The sequence below is a fragment of the Salinimonas chungwhensis DSM 16280 genome, from assembly GCF_000378185.1.
GTDB classification, from domain to species: domain Bacteria; phylum Pseudomonadota; class Gammaproteobacteria; order Enterobacterales; family Alteromonadaceae; genus Alteromonas; species Alteromonas chungwhensis.
Genome location: NZ_KB899376.1, coordinates 810,734 through 828,096 on the forward strand (window position 1 = coordinate 810,734; position 17,363 = coordinate 828,096).

The following is a 17,363-nucleotide window of genomic DNA, read 5'->3' on the forward strand; positions in this document are numbered from 1 at the left end:
ACCAATAATGCATACCTGTAGCGTAAATGAAAAGCGTTTAATAGAACAAACGGCATATCAGTTTTTCATCGCAGGTCTACTATAATTATTTTCTTACGAAGCTGCACGACGAAGCATTTTCCCTGCTGAACGTACAGTGCATCTTAAAAGTTCATACCGTAATGATCCCAAATAAGGCGAGCATTATCCCATTCGGATAGCGATTCTCTAAGCTTGCTCAGCGTCATAGTTTAAGAAGGTAACTATGCTGGTTGGTGATGATTTTTCTCAGGCCCTGACTGGGATACGCCCGGTCTTAATAACCTGCCGGCGTATTCCACTGATTGGCGCAAGCTGGTAAAGATCGCCATTGAGGCCTACGTAGCGCTTTCGCACTCCTGCTGTTTTGGCTATTTGCGCGTGCGCTGACAGGTGCTCGGGTTCACCATGAACTGGGATGGCTATCTGCGGTCTAACCCAATTATACATCAGGGTCAGTTCTTCTGCCGCCGGATGGCCGCTGGCATGGATAGGCAGAGTACTGTTTTCGCTGTGGATTGTGTCCACACCTAATCCCTGAAGCTGGCGTATAAGCGCTTCCACACTATTTTCATTCCCAGGAATAACAATACTGGAAAAAATAACTGTGTCGCCTTTATCTAATGATAACTGGTGGTGCTCATCCCGGGCCATTCTGCTTAACGCCGCGCGCCTTTCGCCCTGACTGCCAGTAGCTACGGCCAACACTTCCTGCGGAGGTAAATAACCCACATGAGCCGGGTCGATGAGCGTCAAATCATCCGGCCAGTGATTAAGCTTACGGGCAATGCTGTACATATTAATGAGGGAGCGGCCATATAGTGCCATATAGCGGCCTGTTTTTTTGGCTACCCGCGCCAGGGAAATCAATCTGGCAACATTGCTACCAAAGCATCCGACCACCACCCGCCCATTAAGCGGTCGTATCGTAGCAAGCAACCCGTCGTAACAATTTCGCTCTGAAATAGAAAAACCCGGCTTCAGTGCATTGGTAGAGTCACCTACCATGGCCAGAATATTGGTCTGACCCAACGCACGATACATTGCTGCATCGAAGGGTTTTCCGGTGATTGGCTGTGCATCAATTTTCCAGTCAGCTGTATGTAGAATGGTGCCTAGTGCAGTGGTTATTTTAATGGCATAGGGTTCTGGAATTGAATGTGTCACGGCCAGCCATTCAAGTTGAAATGGCCCCACTTGGCAAAAACTGGCTTCATCCACTTCAATAATCGGAACCTTCCCGGCGAGCCCGGTTTCAGACAGCTTTCGTCTAAGCACTTCGGCGGTAAATGGCGTGGTGTATATCGGGCAGCGCAGCCGTTGCCACAAATAAGGAACCGCACCCACATGATCCTCATGGGCGTGCGTAATGACCATGCCACATAAATTTTCTTTCTGACTTGCAATAAATGTCGGATCGGGGGCAACTACATCAAATCGTTGACCATCGGATTTATCCTTATACTCTGGTGTGAGGGGCTCATCAAAACTGACACCACAATCAACCATTAGCCACTGTCCATCGTGACCATAAAGGTTCATGTTCATACCAATTTCGCCTGTGCCGCCTAAAGGTACAAACCACAAATCACTCGCTGTCGGTTTATGAGTTACGATAATGACCTCCTCTATTTTTATTTACTACGTTTTGAATCCGGTAACGGTCACATCGGTTACTTTAAGCACCAATCAAACCAGATGAATAAAAAAAGGCAGAGCCACTGCTCTGCCTTGATAGTAAAATTCAACGTTTACTTCGTTTCTTCTCTTACTACGTCCATTTCATCAATCAGGTTAGTTGCCCCATCAACATATTCCATTACCCAAAGCATATATCGGGTGTCCACATGAATTGTACGGGTAGTTTTGGGGTCAAAATCCCAGTCGGAATTAACACTTTCAAATGTGCCATCAAACAGCAGGCCTACAAGTTCGGCTCGCCCGTTCATAGTTGCCGACCCGGAGTTGCCACCGGTAGAATCCAGATCACTCAAAAAATTCACCGGTACACTGTTCAACGAAGGCATCTCATAAGGTCCGAACGTTTTTTCTTTGATCAGCGCAAGCTGTTTTTCCGGCGCATTGAATGGACTTTCTCCGGTATCTTTTTCAACAATCCCCTGGAGACGGGTGAAAGGTTCGTAAATCAAACCATCTTTGGGAGACCCGCCTAAGACATTACCGTAAGTTACCCGTAACGTACTGTTAGCATCGGGATAAGCAAGGCTTCCCTGTGATTTTTGCCAGTCAATTATGGCCTGCATATAACCGGGTGAAAGCGCTTTAGCTTCACCTGACAAGGATTTCGCTTTATCTTCATTTTCCATTTCGATGTCATACAGTGCTACTGCCAGAGCGATAAATGGGTCATTGCTTTTTTTGAACGCTTCTGGTGATTTTTCCAGCATCGCTAAGCGATAATCAGCGTCGTCCATTTTAGTCTGCGCATAATAGCGATCCAGGATCTCACTAACTTGCTCTTTTGAAGTATCGGCAGACAGGCCAAGAGCATCGTCGAATGCAGCTATACGTGCTGATTCAGGCTGCTGTAAATACTGGTTAATGAACGTTGCCCATACGGCTTTGTCAACTGTAGGGTCGAAGCGGCGTTCTATGCGTTGCATACTCTCCTGTAATCGACTTTGATCGCGATCCTGGTATCCCGGCTCACGTTCTTCATCAGGCTTTTGTTGCTCAATTGCATTACGATATAAACGCTGGCCGGCGCTGAGCAATTGCGGCCGGGTGATATTGCGATACCAAAATGTCTGTTTGCTCAGTAAAGCCTGCTGCTCCTCAACCTCATCAAGCTGCTCAATGGTTTCAATTTGAGATTCGCGCATTCCCGAGTTAGCCAGCCATTCATTCAAAGATGCTTCGCGAGATTCTCGACGTTTTACAAGGCCTACGCGCTGCGCACCCGCAATCTGACCCTTAGTATTTTTTAAGAAGTTATTCAGCCCTGCTAATGTCGATTCATATTTGATTCGCGCATCGCTGCCTTCAGGCGCGGCATCCTCAATCGTCTTAATCCAGGTCTCAATTAAATCAATATACGTAGGATACAGCCAGTTAAACGTGTGTTTAACGGCCACCAGTCTTGCATAACGATCCGTGGAGCCTGGATAGCCGGCTGCCATGACAAAGTCTCCATCCTGCAGCCCAGCTGCTGAGACCTTAAGTACATGTTCAGGCTTATAGGGTACGTTGTCTTCCGCATAAGCTGCCGGTTTGCCATCTTTACTCACATAAGCGCGATAAAAGGCAAAGTCACCGGTGTGCCTTGGCCACATCCAGTTATCGACATCACCACCGTACTTGCCGACTGAGTCCGCAGGTGCATAAGCAATGCGCACATCCTGAATTTCCAGCTGCTTGATTAATTTATATTCTTTTCCGTTATAAAAAGAAGGGACTGAACATCGATAGCCAGGTTGCGATTCGCACTCCTGTATCAGTTTTTTCTGTACATCCACTATCGCATCAAACCGTTCTCTGCCGGTGAGGTCGTCGCTAAGCTGCCCAAGAATTTTATCGGTTACGTCAGAGAATTCGACGGTGACGTACATGCGGGTGCCTGGCGCTGCCGGTAATTCCTGTTCCTTGGTTTTGGCCAGAAAGCCCTCTTCAAGGTAATTGTTCTCAGCTGTAGAGTTATACTGCACTGAACCGCGAGCACAATGATGGTTTGTTACTGCTAACCCTTTATCAGAAACAAAAGAGGCTGAACATCCGCCTAACGAAACGATGGCGCCCATGGGGAATTCAGTAAGATCACTAAGAGATTGGGGAGATATCTCTAATCCGGTCTTCTTGAGATCTTCACTTATTTGCGGAAGTTGCTCTGGAGTATACATACCTTCTTTAGCCGCGGTTGACATACTGCAGGCAAGCAGGACAGAACCAGCTAAATAACTTATTTTTCGTGACATTACAGTTCCTTATTCGTTTTGTCGTTGTCACGATACTACCCCTAATTGACATCTGCGCCCAGCCCACAAAACAATAAAAACTGAACGAAAGTGTGTAAATTTGTTGCAACAGTTATTTTAGCCGGGCTGAGTCATATCCATTACGCTTAAGCCGGATCGTGATGCAATTGCGCATTTAGATCGTCAATAAGCATTACCCATTGCGCATCTTCATCAATAGCTTGTTTTAAAAACGCTACCTGGGACTCGTTCCAAAATGGTGCCTCTTCAATATGCCGGCTGTTGTTCATGCCTTTATGCTTTTGGATGAACGCTTCCATACCTTCCTCACTGGAGTCCAGACCCAGCTGTGTAAATAAATCTTCCATGGTAGGCTGCTCGGTATACATAAATACTCCTGAATAATCGTTGACTTGCTGATAGTAAACGCATTTTAACCAAGGTTAGATCAGATGAAGTAATCAAGACAGATGTCATGTTTACTTCAATTGAGGGATAAAAAAAGCCACTAAGTAGTGGCTTTCCTGCTTCATAGCTACATCAGTTTTTCAGCCAGCTCGTCCGGCTCCAGAACCTCACCATCTTCGCCGGGCACCGGGCATACCATCACACATAGTTCATCCTGCATCAGACCCGGCGTCCATTTTTTCAGCCAGTCTTCCAACGATATCTCCATGGGCTCGCATTGTGACCAGTCTTCGGTCGCCCAAAGCAGCGCAAGACCTGCATCCGGCCAGACCGGAACGCCATCTTCGTCTTCAGTGCTCAACATGACGCAGCCATCAGTATCTTTTAAAATCCAGACTTTCTGATTTTCTTTGATCCCGGCAACCGTTTCCTGCAAGCGCAGCGCTGCACTTACGTTTAGTAATGGGTGTTCATCTAAAGCCATAGTATATTCCTGTTTCTAAAATTTGCCGGCAGAACAACAGCATTTTTCTCTATGTCATAATAGCATTGCTGTTGCCCTGATGTTTCATTTTTACTTGTCATCCATTGCAAGGATCAGCGACTCTTGTCCCGTATGTTTAAATCAGAGATGCTTCACATTAGTCGCGTGGCACTGCAGATTAATCAGCACCACTTATCAGACAAACGTTGTAGTCAGGAGAACAAGGTATTAATCATTGCATTAAGTGCGGGACGTTTTACACTTCTCAGGTGGTTGAGATAAACGTTGGCTTCTATCTGTGGCAGAGATTCAATAAGCTGGGCATTAAACTGCGGCTGTTGTTTAACAAAACTCAAGGGGAAAATAGCGCAACCTCCCTCTTCAAAGAGCGTATTGGCCCCTAGTCTAAGAGAATTAGTCCGTAATCTGGCGTCACGTAGCTGAGGGTAATGCTGGCAAATAATATCCCTGACCTTCGGCCCCCATTCAATAGCAACATAGTTGTGCGCTTCAATCTCGCTGGAACCTACGCTGTAAAGTCCCAATTCTTCAGTACGGATCAGACGACTCATCACATCTTCTGATTTAAGCGGCTCAGAGGAAAAAGCTAAATCGATGACTCTTTCGTGCAACTGCCTGGAAAGATTATCCAACGTCAGAATCTCTGCTTTGACTGACCAATCGGGAAAATACTCATGAATTTTAGATAACGTTGCGCCAAGCTGAAGCTCACTTGCCAGCTGTGTAGCCCCGCATACCACATATTCCCCGGATTGCAACTGGAGCTCGCGCTTGGCATCTTTTAACGTATCACTGAGCTGATGAGCAAACGGGAGCAACTTCTCTCCCGCCGGCGTCAATTGGATACTGTTGCGATGACGCACAAATAACGTGGTCTGGAAGTATTCTTCAAGTAATTTAATGCGCGCGCTCACCGCTGATTGGGTAAGGAACAGATTTTCAGCGGCTTTGCCAAAATGGCGCGTGTTGGCAACTTCAATGAAGGTAGATAAAAAGCGTATATCCATGCTTTACGAACAGTAAAATAATCTGTTCGTAAAGCTGTCACAGATAGGGTGCTTTGTAAACCGAAGGACAAAGATTAACGCTATAAAAATTACTCAGGGGTTTAAAAGCTTTCCTGGTATAGTCTTTTCTGCTTCTCCCGTCTGAGTTCATCACGCCGCTGGCGCTCAGTGTCAGGATGGCGACGTCCGCCTTTCTTTTTACCAGAATGGTCTTCATTCTCTACCGAGTCCCATTCTTCCCGCTGGTGACGATAGTCTTTACTCATTACAGTCTCATAGAATAATTAATGGCTAACAACTTTATTATGTGTGTTGCTGTTCAAATTTAAAACAAATATTTATTGTCGTTACGACAATAAATATTAGCGCTGACAAATAGCGCCCTACATCTTTCACTATCCTCATCAGGTCGCTAATCGCCAGAATCACCTTTATTTTCACAAGGCCGCATTCTGGCGATAAATAAGCTTCTTCAACAACCAAAAATTTTGTTCTCTAAGAGCAAAATATTTTGTTTCATTTTTTGCCTAAATTGGCCTAAAAGTTCGCTGATGATTACCTTCATGTGAGACGACTATGAAAACGCCCGACATCCGCATTTCACCTAAACCTTTTATGGATAGAGCCAAATTTCCTTATGGCTTCAGGAAATCTGGTGATTTTAGTATTTGTGAAGCCGATTTATTGTCTCGGTATGGTACAACGTTGCTGGCGCTTGAAAAGCAGGAGTTGTCCCCCCAAAGTCAGGACGAAAAACAATTCGTAGATTTTGTACAGGGTAAGGCAGCAGCTCAGACAACGCTGGAAAAAGCCTGGCAAAAATATGTTCAGCTGGCGCGGGGCAAGCGCAATTTTTATACTCTGCACAGTTCGGCCAGTAATCAGGCTGACTATGATGACGATTATGTCAGTGAAGAATACGATGTAGCTGGCTAGTTGTACTGAATTTTATATTTAAGGCGATTTGATAATCGCCTTTTTAATGCTTGTTCGCAATCCCATTGTGACGCAGTAGTAACCGCGTTTAATTGACATTCACTCCTGCCCTATTCCACCGCGCCGGTGATCCTTGTGCCAGCCCCTGACGAATTCAATCTTAAGTCGCTTCAGGCGCCGCAGTTTAGTTTTGGCGCATAGCCACCAGGAGGATCGAAGCAATGATTTCACACAAACAGGTTACTAATTACTCAATACACGCAACAGACGGTGATATAGGCGGCTGCAAAGACATTCTTTTCGACGACCAGGATTTTGTGGTTCGTTATCTGGTCGCTGATACTAACAGCTGGCTACCCATGAGCCGCAAGGTGGTTATTTCACCAATTTCAGTATCCAAAGTCGATACCGATGAACAATGGCTGGCTATTAATATGTCTTCACAAGAGCTCAAAGACAGTCCTTCCATTGACGAGCATAAACCCCTTTCCAGAGAATACGAGGAAACGTTGTCGACATACTTCGGCTACGGCTATTACTGGATTGGTCCGGGTGCCTGGGGCGATTTTGCTCATCCTACCGAGCTGGCCGATAAGGAAATGGAAAAAGCCATTGTTGAAGAGCCTAAAGAAACCACTAATCACCTTCGCTCATGCAATGAAGTCCATGGCTATGACGTGGCTACACTGGATGAGGACGTCGGTCATATTACCGATTTCATTTTTGACCATTCCAGTTGGTCGCTTAGGTTATTAGTTATTGACACCAACAACTGGCTTCCCGGCGGGAAAAAACTGGCGATTGCCCCCAAAGATATCGACACTATCGATTGGTCCAGTCATAAATTGCATGTCAATCTTACCCGCGACCAGTTAATGGATAAGCCGGAAATTGACATGGATAAGGTCGGCGATGCCGGCTATCTCGAATCAATTTTGCTGGAGGCGGAATAATTTTATGACATCTAAGCTATATCAGAAACAAACAGCGCTGGCCGTCGATAACTTTAAGATAAGCCATACAGGTATGCCTGCGCCCTTTATCCATGCTCTAGGTTATGTGAAAGCGGCCTGCGCTACTGCCAATCAAGAGCTTGGCAAGCTTGATGACGATGCCGCTGACGCAATTGTCAAAGCGGCCATGCAGGTTGCTGCTGGTGAACATGATGAACAGTTTCCGGTAGATGTATACCAAACCGGTTCTGGCACCAGCACTAATATGAATGCCAATGAGGTAATAGCAACGCTGGCCAGCCAGTTCGCCGGTAAAACCATACACCCTAATGATGATGTCAATATGGGTCAAAGTTCCAACGACGTTATTCCCACAACTGTGCATGTCAGTGCGGCAATTCAGGTACAAAATACCCTGCTTCCGGCGGTCAGCGAGCTAGCTTCACATATTGAACAGCGCATGAAAGATTTCGACCACGTCATCAAAACCGGTCGTACGCATTTAATGGACGCTATGCCCGTCAAACTTAGCCAGGAATTGTCCGGCTGGCGTGCCCAGCTTTTGCAAAACCTGCAGCGGCTGGAAGATACCCAGGTCCGTCTTAGTCGTCTTGCCATCGGTGGTACCGCGGTCGGTACGGGTATCAATACACATGAAGAGTTTGGAGGGAGAGTTTGCGCCGCGCTGAGTCGGCAGTTAGATATTTCGTTTTCCGTAACCGATAATCATTTTGCCTCTATTTCTGCTCAAGACACCGCGGTAGAACTTGCCGGACAGTTGAATGTGCTGGCTGCTTCTATGATGAAAATCAGCAACGATCTGCGCTGGATGAACAGTGGACCGCTGGCAGGTTTAGCTGAAATTGAGATGCCTAAATTACAAGCCGGTAGTTCTATAATGCCTGGTAAGGTGAATCCGGTTATTCCAGAAGCTGTAACGATGGCATGTGCGCAGGTGATGGGCTATCACACCGCAATTACGGTGGCAGGACAGTCCGGTAATTTTCAACTTAACGTCATGCTTCCGCTTATTGGACAGAATTTACTCTTAAGCATCGAATTATTGAGCAACGCTTGTTCCCATTTGAGCGATAAAGCGATTCAGACCTTCTCGGTCAATGAAGACAATCTTAAGAAAATACTCTCGAAAAATCCCATTCTGGTTACCGCTTTAAACCAGAAAATTGGTTACGAGAAAGGCACGGAAATAGCTATGCGTGCCTATGATGAAAAGCGGGACATCCTGGATGTAGCTAAAGAGATGACGTCCCTGGAAGAAAAAGAACTAAAATCGCTGTTGGATCCCGCTAAACTTGTATGATAATTAATCGGTGGATTCATTAAAAAATGCATTCATGAGGCGGATAGTTTGCAGTACCCGATCGTCGGTGAGGCGGTAAAAAATCACCTGACCTTCGCGACGGGTAGCGACTACTCTTGCCTCGCGTAATAAAGCAAGATGCTGAGACAGTACAGGCTGAGTTACATTAATCCGAGTAAGCAGGTCAGAGACAGACAGTTCCTGGTCTTTAAGAGAATACAATACGGTGAGACGCGTCTTGTTCGCGAGCAATTTAAAGAATTGCTCTGCTTCATTGACGTACTCTGAAATAACATCATTGTTAGGTGTTTCGATAGTAGCAGACATTCAGACAACGCTGTGTTTGGTTAAAGGTTTATTGAAACGCGAAGTATAGAAGTTGTACAAGTGCATTTGTCGCACAAATACTGCTATCTAAAGATAACAGTGTTGTTTTTGCTTAACCTCTGATCATATTAATGTTTTCTTATAACTGTTAGTACATTTTAATCAGGCTTAGGAGGAAGTATGTTAAAGAGTATTCAGGAAAGGTTAGAAGCATTACCCGAAACACTACGGACAGTGACCGCAGAAGAAGCCAGAAAAGAATTAGCAGAAAATAAGGGCGCGCTGATCGATGTCAGAGAGCCTTCCGAATTGGCGGATTCGCCTGTACCGGCCTCTTACACGATCCCCCGTGGTGTGCTTGAAATGAAAGCCCTTGACCAATTCAAAAACCCGGATAAGCCACTTTATCTTCATTGCGCCAGTGGTGTTCGTGCGCGTCTGGCTGGCGAACAGCTGATCGCTATGGGCTATACCAATGTAACCGCCCTGATTAGCGATATTAAAGATATACAAAAGGCGTTTAACCCTTAACAGGAAAATGCTGAAGATGGAAAAACCTCATGAATGAAGGCATTATTTATTGCTATGTCTCATACATGGTAGGTAAGCATGTTAAAAGCAACGCTTGAACAATGGCGCATGTTTAAAGCCGTAGTTGACGCGGGCGGCTTTAACCAGGCAGCCCAACGGGTCCACAAAAGCCAGTCTACTGTTCACCACGCGGTACATAAACTGGAAGCGGCGTTGGGCGTAACATTGTTTGAAAACGACGGGCGGCGCGTAAAACTCACTGATGCTGGTAGCCTGATGTTGCGCCGGGCTAGTTTTCTATTGGAAGAGGCGCAAAAACTTGAAGCAGTAGCAGCCAGTTTACAACATGGTGTGGAAACACAGTTAAAAGTTGCGGTGGATATCATTATGCCGGCAGAAATGCTTTACCGGGCATTATCTGCGGTTTCAGAAGAATACCCATTACTGCGCATCGAAATAATGGAGACGGTGCTTTCTGGCGCCAATGATTTAATGCAGCAGGGGGATGTGGATATTGCCATATCTCCATTCCCTTTACACAATGGCTTCAGTGAAGAGTTGTGTGAAATTGATTTACTGCTTGTCGCTCATCCTGAGCACCCCCTTCATCATTTAGGTCGCGATATCAGTGTTGAGGATTTGAAGTCTCACCGACAGATTGTGGTTAGAGACAGTTCAACAGAACGACGTACTGACGCTGGATGGCTGGGCGCTGAGCAACGCTGGACCGTGTCTCATAGCCGCACCTCAATTGATATGTTAGAACGCGGACTCGGCTATGCCTGGCTGCCTGTTGCAATGATACAGAATAGTCTTGCGAACAACCGACTAGCGCCACTGGCATTGCCTAAAGGAGGGCGTCGAAGTGCACTGCTCAACTTAAGTTTCAGTGATGGTGACAGGCTGGGCCCGGCGGCAAGAGCATTTATTGGCGAGCTACGGTTTCAGTCAATGCAAATGCCAGGTACACGTATGACGATTGCGGATAACAATTGAATATGCGCTCAAATGACGTTATAAACATACGATAAAAGCATATAACAATAATAAAAAGCAAAGGGCGTACAATGAACGCTGATAGCTCGCTTATTCTGCATCGTCACTCGTTTCGGGTAATATTTTGTAACCTGATGACCAATCCGCCTCCCTGTAAGTGCGCTGATACCCTTGGGGTATTGGGTCAGACACAGTTTAACCGGTAAGCAAACTTATGCCCGATCATCTAGAACTGGTAAAAAGTGACAGCGCGCTGAGGAAGCGGCTTTTGTTAAGCTCAATTCTTCTGTCACTGCTGGTTATCAGTATTTTTTGTTATGTCGGTTATAATCTTCTGGTGGAAATGGAGAGAGATCTTGAGCGGCAGGCCTTCGCCGACCAGTATAGTGACGTGCAGACGCTTCTAGCGCCGATCATCAGTGATGAAGAACCCAATGACTCAGTTTCGCTGGTCCCCCGTGACCTTTCTCTTTTAGCTGAAGACATTCTCATCATTGAGCTTAATAACCAGGAGCTTTATCGGGATGAACGCCTCGCGCCGCAAACCTACTTGCAGCCACTAAAACAGACCGGTTTTTTTAACGAGGGTGGTGATGAATATTACGTGCACAGTTCAGTGTTATCTTCAGGTAAACCTCTTACCGTAATATGGCGTTCGGTAGATATGGAAAAAATTTCCGATCGTGTGATCAGTCGACTATCCGTTGCTGCATTTCTCACCTTCTGGTTATCGGTTTGGTCAGCGCTGATCATGTCTGCTTTTATTGCCCGGCGCTTCGAGTCAGCCAATCGAAGTCTCGAGAAAATGGCACTGATTGATAATCTTACCAAGCTATATAACCGCAATGCATTGCTCACCAGCCTGGATATACACGATAAGGAAGGCGCATTGATGTTTCTTGACCTTGACCGTTTCAGGGAAATCAATGATGCCCTGGGTCATGATATGGGAGACAAATTATTAAAAGCATTTTCTCAGCGCTTACGGCAGATTTCCGGTGCGCATTCCAGGCTGTATCGGTACCGCAGTGATGAGTTTATAATCTGGATTCCAGATTTGCCCGCTGAAGATGTGATGAGCCGTGCTTTTACGTTTCTGTATGAATGTAGGGAACCATTGAATATTGGTAAAAGTGCTTTTGAAATCGGCTGTAGTATAGGTGTAGCCTGCGCCCCGGAACATGGCCACTTGATAGAAACGCTGGTTCAAAATGCTGAAAATGCAATGCTCAGAGCCAAACGTATGCGTCTGGGCATTCAGGTTTATAACGATCGGCTTGCTTATAATAGTACGTTAGAAGTTACGTTGCGTAGTCAGTTACGCTCTGGCTTACAACAGCGACAATTTGAGCTTTATTACCAGCCTAAGGTAAATCTGACAAGCGGCGCGCTTGCTGGTGTGGAGGCTATTGTGCGCTGGAATCACCCGGATGAGGGTGTTCTTTCCCCCAGTCATTTTATCGATTTAATTGAGCAAAGCGGCATAGTACACGCCTTTACGCGCTACACCGTGGAGTGTGCGGTAAGTCAGATTAAACAGTGGGAAAATCAGGGAACGCCTACATCGGTCGCGGTAAATCTCTCCGCGTATAATCTGATGGACAATGCATTTATACCATTTGTAGAAGGCTTACTCAGATCTAGTGGCATTTCTCCTTCACTGCTCGAATTTGAATTAACAGAAAGTGCAACAATGGTAGATGTCACAATCAGTAAGCGCATGATTAAAGCATTTAACCGACTGGGACTAAAAACATCTATTGATGATTTCGGCACTGGCATGAGTTCATTTGCCTATCTTCGCGAGCTTAATGTACATACTATTAAGCTCGACCGCGCATTTATTATGAATATCACTGATAACAGCAAAGATGCAAAAATCGTTGAAGCTATGATAACGCTTTGTCATAACCTGAGCATAGAAGTGGTGGCTGAGGGTATTGAACAGCAAGATCAGGTAACATTGTTACGAAGCCTGAATTGCGATATCGGCCAGGGCTACTTTTTTGGCAAACCAACACCGGCCGACCGTATAAACGCGTTATTGTCAGCCAGAGAATCGGTTATGGTTAACTCACTAACTCAATAAGTTGTTGGGTACCCATAACGATACCAAGAATAGCAACTGATAACCCCAGTAGCGCTACAGCGCCATCGTCAGTTGCCATTCCGATTGCCATGATAAAGATTGCCATTGCGGGTATTAAGCCCAGAAAAGGAACCAACTCCAGAGGTACCATCATTAACCCGCAAATGGCGCAACTTACCGCGATGAGACTGCGAAAAAACGCCTGTCGCATGAAAAACCAGCGTGGCAGCAACAGCTTATCCACGTAGGTGACAGCGGGCTTTGCTTTGCCAATGCCTTTATTTAGTGACTCCCGATTAATGCCTATCTGAGTAATGGCTGAAGGCAGCCATGGATGATTTCGCGCGAGTAAAACTTGCAGTGAAATAAGAAATATAGTTATACCGGTTACCGTCGGTATACCAGGTATAGCGCCAATAGGTGTGGAACAAATAAAGGCTGGTGCAGCTAGCATAGGTCCAAAACCACGCTTCTCCATTACGCTGAGTAACTCGCCAAACGTGATTTTCTCTTCATCGCCTTTACATTGCATTTTCCCGAGCAATTCGTGCAAGCTCATGGACCGTTCCACAGCCACGCTTATCATTAGCAATTACCTGTTAATTAAAATTACTATTATGTAATATTCGTAAGCGATTATTGTGCCAACAATATGTCAGCGCAGAAGACTGTATCCATATCAATCCATTATCGTTATACTGACACGCATTCGAACTGATCTTATTGCATTAAAGATAAGTAATTTACTTATTGGCAAAGCAATTGAACCAAGGTAAATATTTGTGTTAACTGTTTTACTCGTTGACGATGACCCTGAATTTACTGATGTCGCCTGCACGATTATTGAATTTTTAGGTCACGAAGTACTGACCGCAGCAAATCTTGAAGAAGCCCGGGATTGGTTAACAAAAGAAAGTTTTGACCATGTTCTTTTAGACTTCATGTTGCCCGATGGAAGTGGCGTTCATTTATTTGATGAGCTAGACGCTCTGGGCAAGCGCCCGCGGGTGACCCTGATAACCGGCCACCCATCGGTGCGCGGTATCATTAAAGGATTATGTGGCCCCAATATAGATTATCTTGTTAAGCCCATTCAGCGCGAAGAAATTGAGGCCGTGCTGGCCGGTAAAACTGATATTCAGGCGCAAAGCACTGGGTCAAAGATCAAAAAGTACTTTGGCCATCTTATCGGCGAATCCAAGTCGATGAAAGAGCTCTACAAGTTGATTGAGCGGGTTAGTCGCACCAGTGCTAATGTTATGCTGCTTGGCGAGAGTGGAGTAGGTAAAGAGGTTGTTGCCGAAGCCATTCATGCTGCTTCCGATGTCGAAGGCCCTTACATTGCTACTAACTGCGGCGCATTTTCCAAAGAATTGATCGGCAGTGAGTTATTTGGTCACGAAAAAGGCGCTTTTACAGGCGCTGTTGGCCGCAAGTCTGGTGTATTTGAACAAGCAGAGAACGGTACCCTCTTCTTAGATGAAATTACTGAAATGCCCATCGACATGCAGCCTAACCTGCTTCGCGTTTTGGAAAATAAAGTTGTCATCCGTGTTGGCGGGACCAAAACAATCCCGGTTAACTGCCGGGTCGTTTCAGCCACTAACCGCACCATGGAAGCCATTGCTGAAAGTAAGGTTCTACGGGAAGATATTTATTTCAGATTGGCTGTATTCCCCATCACCATTCCTCCATTGCGTGAACGCAAAGAGGACATTGCGTTGTTGGCTACCGCATTCATAGACGAGTTGAATCGAGAAAACGAAACGCAGTTCCGCTGGAAAGAAGGACAGCTGGAAACCTTAAAGGAATATGACTGGCCTGGTAATGTGCGCGAATTGCGCCATTTTGTACATCGGGCAGCAATCATGAGTGACCCCGATAAGACGGAACTGGACTTACCTAAAACTATCGAATCGCCGTTCGCTAAGAAACAGTCTACCACCCCTGCTCTTCAAGCCGGACGTACCATTGAAGATGTGGAAAAAGAGTTAATTTATGCCACGCTGGAAAAGGTAAACGGAAATAAAACCCTGGCAGCAGAAATGCTCGGCATAAGCACCAAAACGCTTTACAACCGTTTACATGCATATGGTGACCTGAGCAAAGACGATTAGGTATTTGAAACATTATGAATGATAAAGAGTTTGCCGCGGTAGCGGCACATGTCCATGATGCCAGAAAGCCACTTAATCGAATCTCTATGCAGGCAGAGCTGGTAAAGATGGCTCTCGACGGGGATGTGCCAGTGGAGCGTGCCAAAGAGGCTTTGGACAAAATAATTGTTAGTACTAAGGATTGCAGTGACGCGCTGACACAAATGATGGATGCGTTAAGCGATTCGCAGTCGGAATCTTAATTCATGCTTAACAGAGCAATACAATCCATTTATAGTTGGATCATCCTGGTTGGTGTGGTCATTTTTGTTATCACCGGCAACGCGTTCTATGTCATTAGCACCCTGGACGAACTGGCGGCACTTGAGGCCAGATTATTCACCACCACCCGTGTCATTAATGCTATCAATAATCTTCATATGGGCGTGCTACGTGCTGAATCAAGCAAACGCGGCTATTTACTTACCGAAGATGATGTCTATCTGAGTGACTACAACAAAACGCTGTTGCGTATGGAAGGCCTTATCAATGAGGCTGAACAAAGCGCAGAATTTTCTGACTTCCCCAGACAGATAACAAATATAGAAAAGCTGATTAACCTTAGTCGGAAAAAGCTTGATGACATGGCACTGACAGTCAACTTAGCGCGGGAGGGAGATTTTGAGCAAGCCATTCAGCTGGTAAAATCTGATCGGGGGTTGCGTCTTTACGACCGATTTGAAACGCTCTTCTCTCAGATTGATGAATCTGAACGTACTGTGCAGGGTGAACATCTGGCTAACCTTATGAAGTTGCGGCGAGATTCTGTGAACACCTTGATTATATCGGGCGTGACCACAGCGTTTTTGATTGTGGCTATTTTTGTTCTGCTCAAAATAAATATGCGTGAGAATCTTCGGCATCAGCGGGTATTAGAAGATATTAATGAAGAATTGGAGCATAAAATCGCACAGCGTACCCAGGAACTTCAAATCTATTCCGATGAACTGGGCCGAAGTAATCGCGAATTAGAGGATTTTGCCTTTGTAGCGTCGCATGATTTGCAGGAACCACTACGCAAAATTCGCGCGTTTGGTAATCGGATTGAAGACGGATATGGCGACGTAATTGATGAGCGTGGCAGAGATTTTCTTAATCGAATGCTTAACGCCGCCGAAAGGATGTCCATGCTTATCAGCGATTTACTGTCTTTTTCCCGAGTTTCCACCCGCGGAAAAGAATTCTCAGAAGTCGATCTCAATGCGGTGGTCGCATCGGTTTTAGATGATCTTGAGATCGTTATTGAAGAAACAAATGCGACGGTGGAAGTATCTACGTTACCTGTTATCCATGGTGATAAAACTCAAATCGATCAACTCTTGCTCAATTTAGTATCAAACGCACTTAAATTTAAACAAGAAAATGTTAGCCCGGTTATTAAGATTTCTTCCAGGCCATCGGATGAAAGTGAATTAACCGGACTGCATCAGGTGGATGAGTTTGATTGGAAGACGATTACCATAGAAGATAACGGGATCGGCTTTGATCAATCCTTTGCAGAAAAAATATTTGCGCCTTTTCAAAGACTTCATGGCCGAAGTGCGTATAAAGGGACAGGTATTGGACTGGCCGTTTGTCGACGCATAGTCGAACGACATAATGGTCATATTAAAGCGACCAGTGAACCTGGCAAAGGGGCGAGGTTCGCTATTGTAATACCGGTGAATGGTGAACCATTCGCTAATACTTCCAGTTCAGGAGTTGTAAATAATGACAGCTAAAGAGGCTTTGCCAATCAATATCTTGATGGCTGACGATGATGAGGATGATCGTTTGTTGACCTTGGACGCGCTCAAAGAAAGTCGCGTTCTCAATAATTTATTCTGTGTAGAAGATGGTGTGGAGCTACTGGAATTTTTGCGCCGTGAAGGTAAATATAGTGACCCTGCAGATTCACCTCGTCCTAGCCTGATTTTGCTTGACCTGAATATGCCAAGAATGGACGGCAGAGAAGCATTACAGGAAATTAAGTCAGACCCGGCCCTGCGCAGCATACCTGTGGTGATCCTAACTACCTCAAAGGAAGAAGAAGATATGTTACGCGGTTACGATTTAGGGTGTGCATCCTATATCACAAAACCGGTTAACTTCGACGGTTTGGTAGATTTAATGCGTGCGCTTGGGCGTTATTGGATTGAATTTGTCGAACTGCCCCACGACTGAGCAATAAATACTAGGATAAGC

General features: G+C 45.6%; 18 protein-coding genes. 10 read left to right on the forward strand and 8 right to left on the reverse strand.

Going from position 1 to position 17,363, the window contains the following annotated elements; translation table 11 throughout:
- Window positions 1-267: 267 nt before the first annotated feature.
- The 6 genes from F458_RS0103655 to F458_RS20830 all read right to left on the reverse strand — a co-directional run bounded on the left by F458_RS0103655 (window position 268) and on the right by F458_RS20830 (window position 6,136).
- Window positions 268-1,566, reverse strand: coding sequence for a ribonuclease J (locus F458_RS0103655; RefSeq protein ID WP_083928582.1), 1,299 nt, complete (start codon window positions 1,564-1,566; stop codon window positions 268-270).
- Between the two features lie 203 nt (window positions 1,567-1,769).
- Window positions 1,770-3,950, reverse strand: coding sequence for a S46 family peptidase (locus F458_RS0103660; protein ID WP_018982024.1), 2,181 nt, complete (start codon window positions 3,948-3,950; stop codon window positions 1,770-1,772).
- A 146-nt stretch (window positions 3,951-4,096) separates the two neighbouring features.
- A complete protein-coding gene (locus F458_RS0103665) occupies window positions 4,097-4,339 on the reverse strand; it encodes a DUF2789 family protein (protein WP_018982025.1) in 243 nt (80 codons plus the stop codon).
- A 146-nt stretch (window positions 4,340-4,485) separates the two neighbouring features.
- Window positions 4,486-4,842, reverse strand: a complete 357-nt coding sequence (locus tag F458_RS0103670) for a DUF2750 domain-containing protein (RefSeq protein WP_018982026.1) — start codon at window positions 4,840-4,842, stop codon at window positions 4,486-4,488.
- 212 nt (window positions 4,843-5,054) lie between these two features.
- Window positions 5,055-5,870, reverse strand: a complete 816-nt coding sequence (locus F458_RS0103675; protein ID WP_018982027.1) for a LysR family transcriptional regulator — start codon at window positions 5,868-5,870, stop codon at window positions 5,055-5,057.
- Between the two features lie 101 nt (window positions 5,871-5,971).
- Window positions 5,972-6,136 (reverse strand): hypothetical protein, encoded by a 165-nt coding sequence (locus F458_RS20830; RefSeq protein ID WP_018982028.1) that lies wholly within the window; start codon window positions 6,134-6,136, stop codon window positions 5,972-5,974.
- Between the two features lie 310 nt (window positions 6,137-6,446).
- On the opposite strand from F458_RS20830, the gene maoP reads away from it, so the two are divergent.
- The 3 genes from maoP (at window position 6,447) to F458_RS0103695 (ending at window position 9,080) form a co-directional block, all read left to right on the forward strand.
- Window positions 6,447-6,806 (forward strand): DUF413 domain-containing protein, encoded by a 360-nt coding sequence (gene maoP / locus F458_RS0103685; RefSeq protein ID WP_018982029.1) that lies wholly within the window; start codon window positions 6,447-6,449, stop codon window positions 6,804-6,806.
- Window positions 6,807-7,027: 221 nt separating this feature from the next.
- A complete protein-coding gene (locus tag F458_RS0103690; protein ID WP_018982030.1) occupies window positions 7,028-7,759 on the forward strand; it encodes a PRC-barrel domain-containing protein in 732 nt (243 codons plus the stop codon).
- 4 nt (window positions 7,760-7,763) lie between these two features.
- Complete coding sequence (locus F458_RS0103695; protein ID WP_018982031.1) at window positions 7,764-9,080, forward strand: class II fumarate hydratase; 1,317 nt, start codon at window positions 7,764-7,766, stop codon at window positions 9,078-9,080.
- Between the two features lie 3 nt (window positions 9,081-9,083).
- Here the strand turns inward: F458_RS0103695 and F458_RS0103700 are convergent, their stop codons facing one another.
- Window positions 9,084-9,407, reverse strand: a complete 324-nt coding sequence (locus F458_RS0103700; protein ID WP_018982032.1) for an ArsR/SmtB family transcription factor — start codon at window positions 9,405-9,407, stop codon at window positions 9,084-9,086.
- 180 nt (window positions 9,408-9,587) lie between these two features.
- On the opposite strand from F458_RS0103700, the gene F458_RS0103705 reads away from it, so the two are divergent.
- From F458_RS0103705 to F458_RS20035, 3 genes are all read left to right on the forward strand, one after another.
- A complete protein-coding gene (locus F458_RS0103705) occupies window positions 9,588-9,938 on the forward strand; it encodes a rhodanese-like domain-containing protein (RefSeq protein ID WP_018982033.1) in 351 nt (116 codons plus the stop codon).
- 78 nt (window positions 9,939-10,016) lie between these two features.
- Window positions 10,017-10,934 carry a LysR family transcriptional regulator gene (locus F458_RS0103710; protein ID WP_018982034.1) on the forward strand — a complete coding sequence of 306 codons (918 nt, stop codon included), beginning with the start codon at window positions 10,017-10,019 and terminating at the stop codon, window positions 10,932-10,934.
- 214 nt (window positions 10,935-11,148) lie between these two features.
- Window positions 11,149-13,023, forward strand: a complete 1,875-nt coding sequence (locus F458_RS20035) for a putative bifunctional diguanylate cyclase/phosphodiesterase (RefSeq protein WP_018982035.1) — start codon at window positions 11,149-11,151, stop codon at window positions 13,021-13,023.
- Here F458_RS20035 and F458_RS0103720 read toward each other — a convergent pair.
- Complete coding sequence (locus F458_RS0103720; protein WP_232362626.1) at window positions 13,004-13,582, reverse strand: exopolysaccharide biosynthesis protein; 579 nt, start codon at window positions 13,580-13,582, stop codon at window positions 13,004-13,006. The genes F458_RS20035 and F458_RS0103720 overlap by 20 nt on opposite strands.
- A gap of 223 nt (window positions 13,583-13,805) precedes the next feature.
- Here F458_RS0103720 and F458_RS0103725 point away from each other — a divergent pair, with 223 nt between their 5' ends.
- Genes F458_RS0103725 through F458_RS0103740 form a run of 4 tightly spaced genes read left to right on the forward strand, consistent with a single transcriptional unit; the run spans window position 13,806 to window position 17,342 of the window.
- Entirely contained in the window at window positions 13,806-15,140 is a 1,335-nt protein-coding gene (locus F458_RS0103725) for a sigma-54-dependent transcriptional regulator (protein ID WP_018982037.1), read from the forward strand.
- Window positions 15,141-15,154: 14 nt separating this feature from the next.
- Window positions 15,155-15,382 carry a hypothetical protein gene (locus tag F458_RS0103730; RefSeq protein WP_018982038.1) on the forward strand — a complete coding sequence of 76 codons (228 nt, stop codon included), beginning with the start codon at window positions 15,155-15,157 and terminating at the stop codon, window positions 15,380-15,382.
- Window positions 15,383-15,385: 3 nt separating this feature from the next.
- On the forward strand, window positions 15,386-16,900 hold the full coding sequence (locus F458_RS0103735; protein ID WP_018982039.1) for a sensor histidine kinase: 1,515 nt from the start codon (window positions 15,386-15,388) through the stop codon (window positions 16,898-16,900).
- Window positions 16,890-17,342, forward strand: a complete 453-nt coding sequence (locus F458_RS0103740) for a response regulator (protein ID WP_018982040.1) — start codon at window positions 16,890-16,892, stop codon at window positions 17,340-17,342. The genes F458_RS0103735 and F458_RS0103740 overlap by 11 nt, the downstream gene beginning before the upstream one ends.
- The last annotated feature ends 21 nt before the right edge of the window (window positions 17,343-17,363 follow it).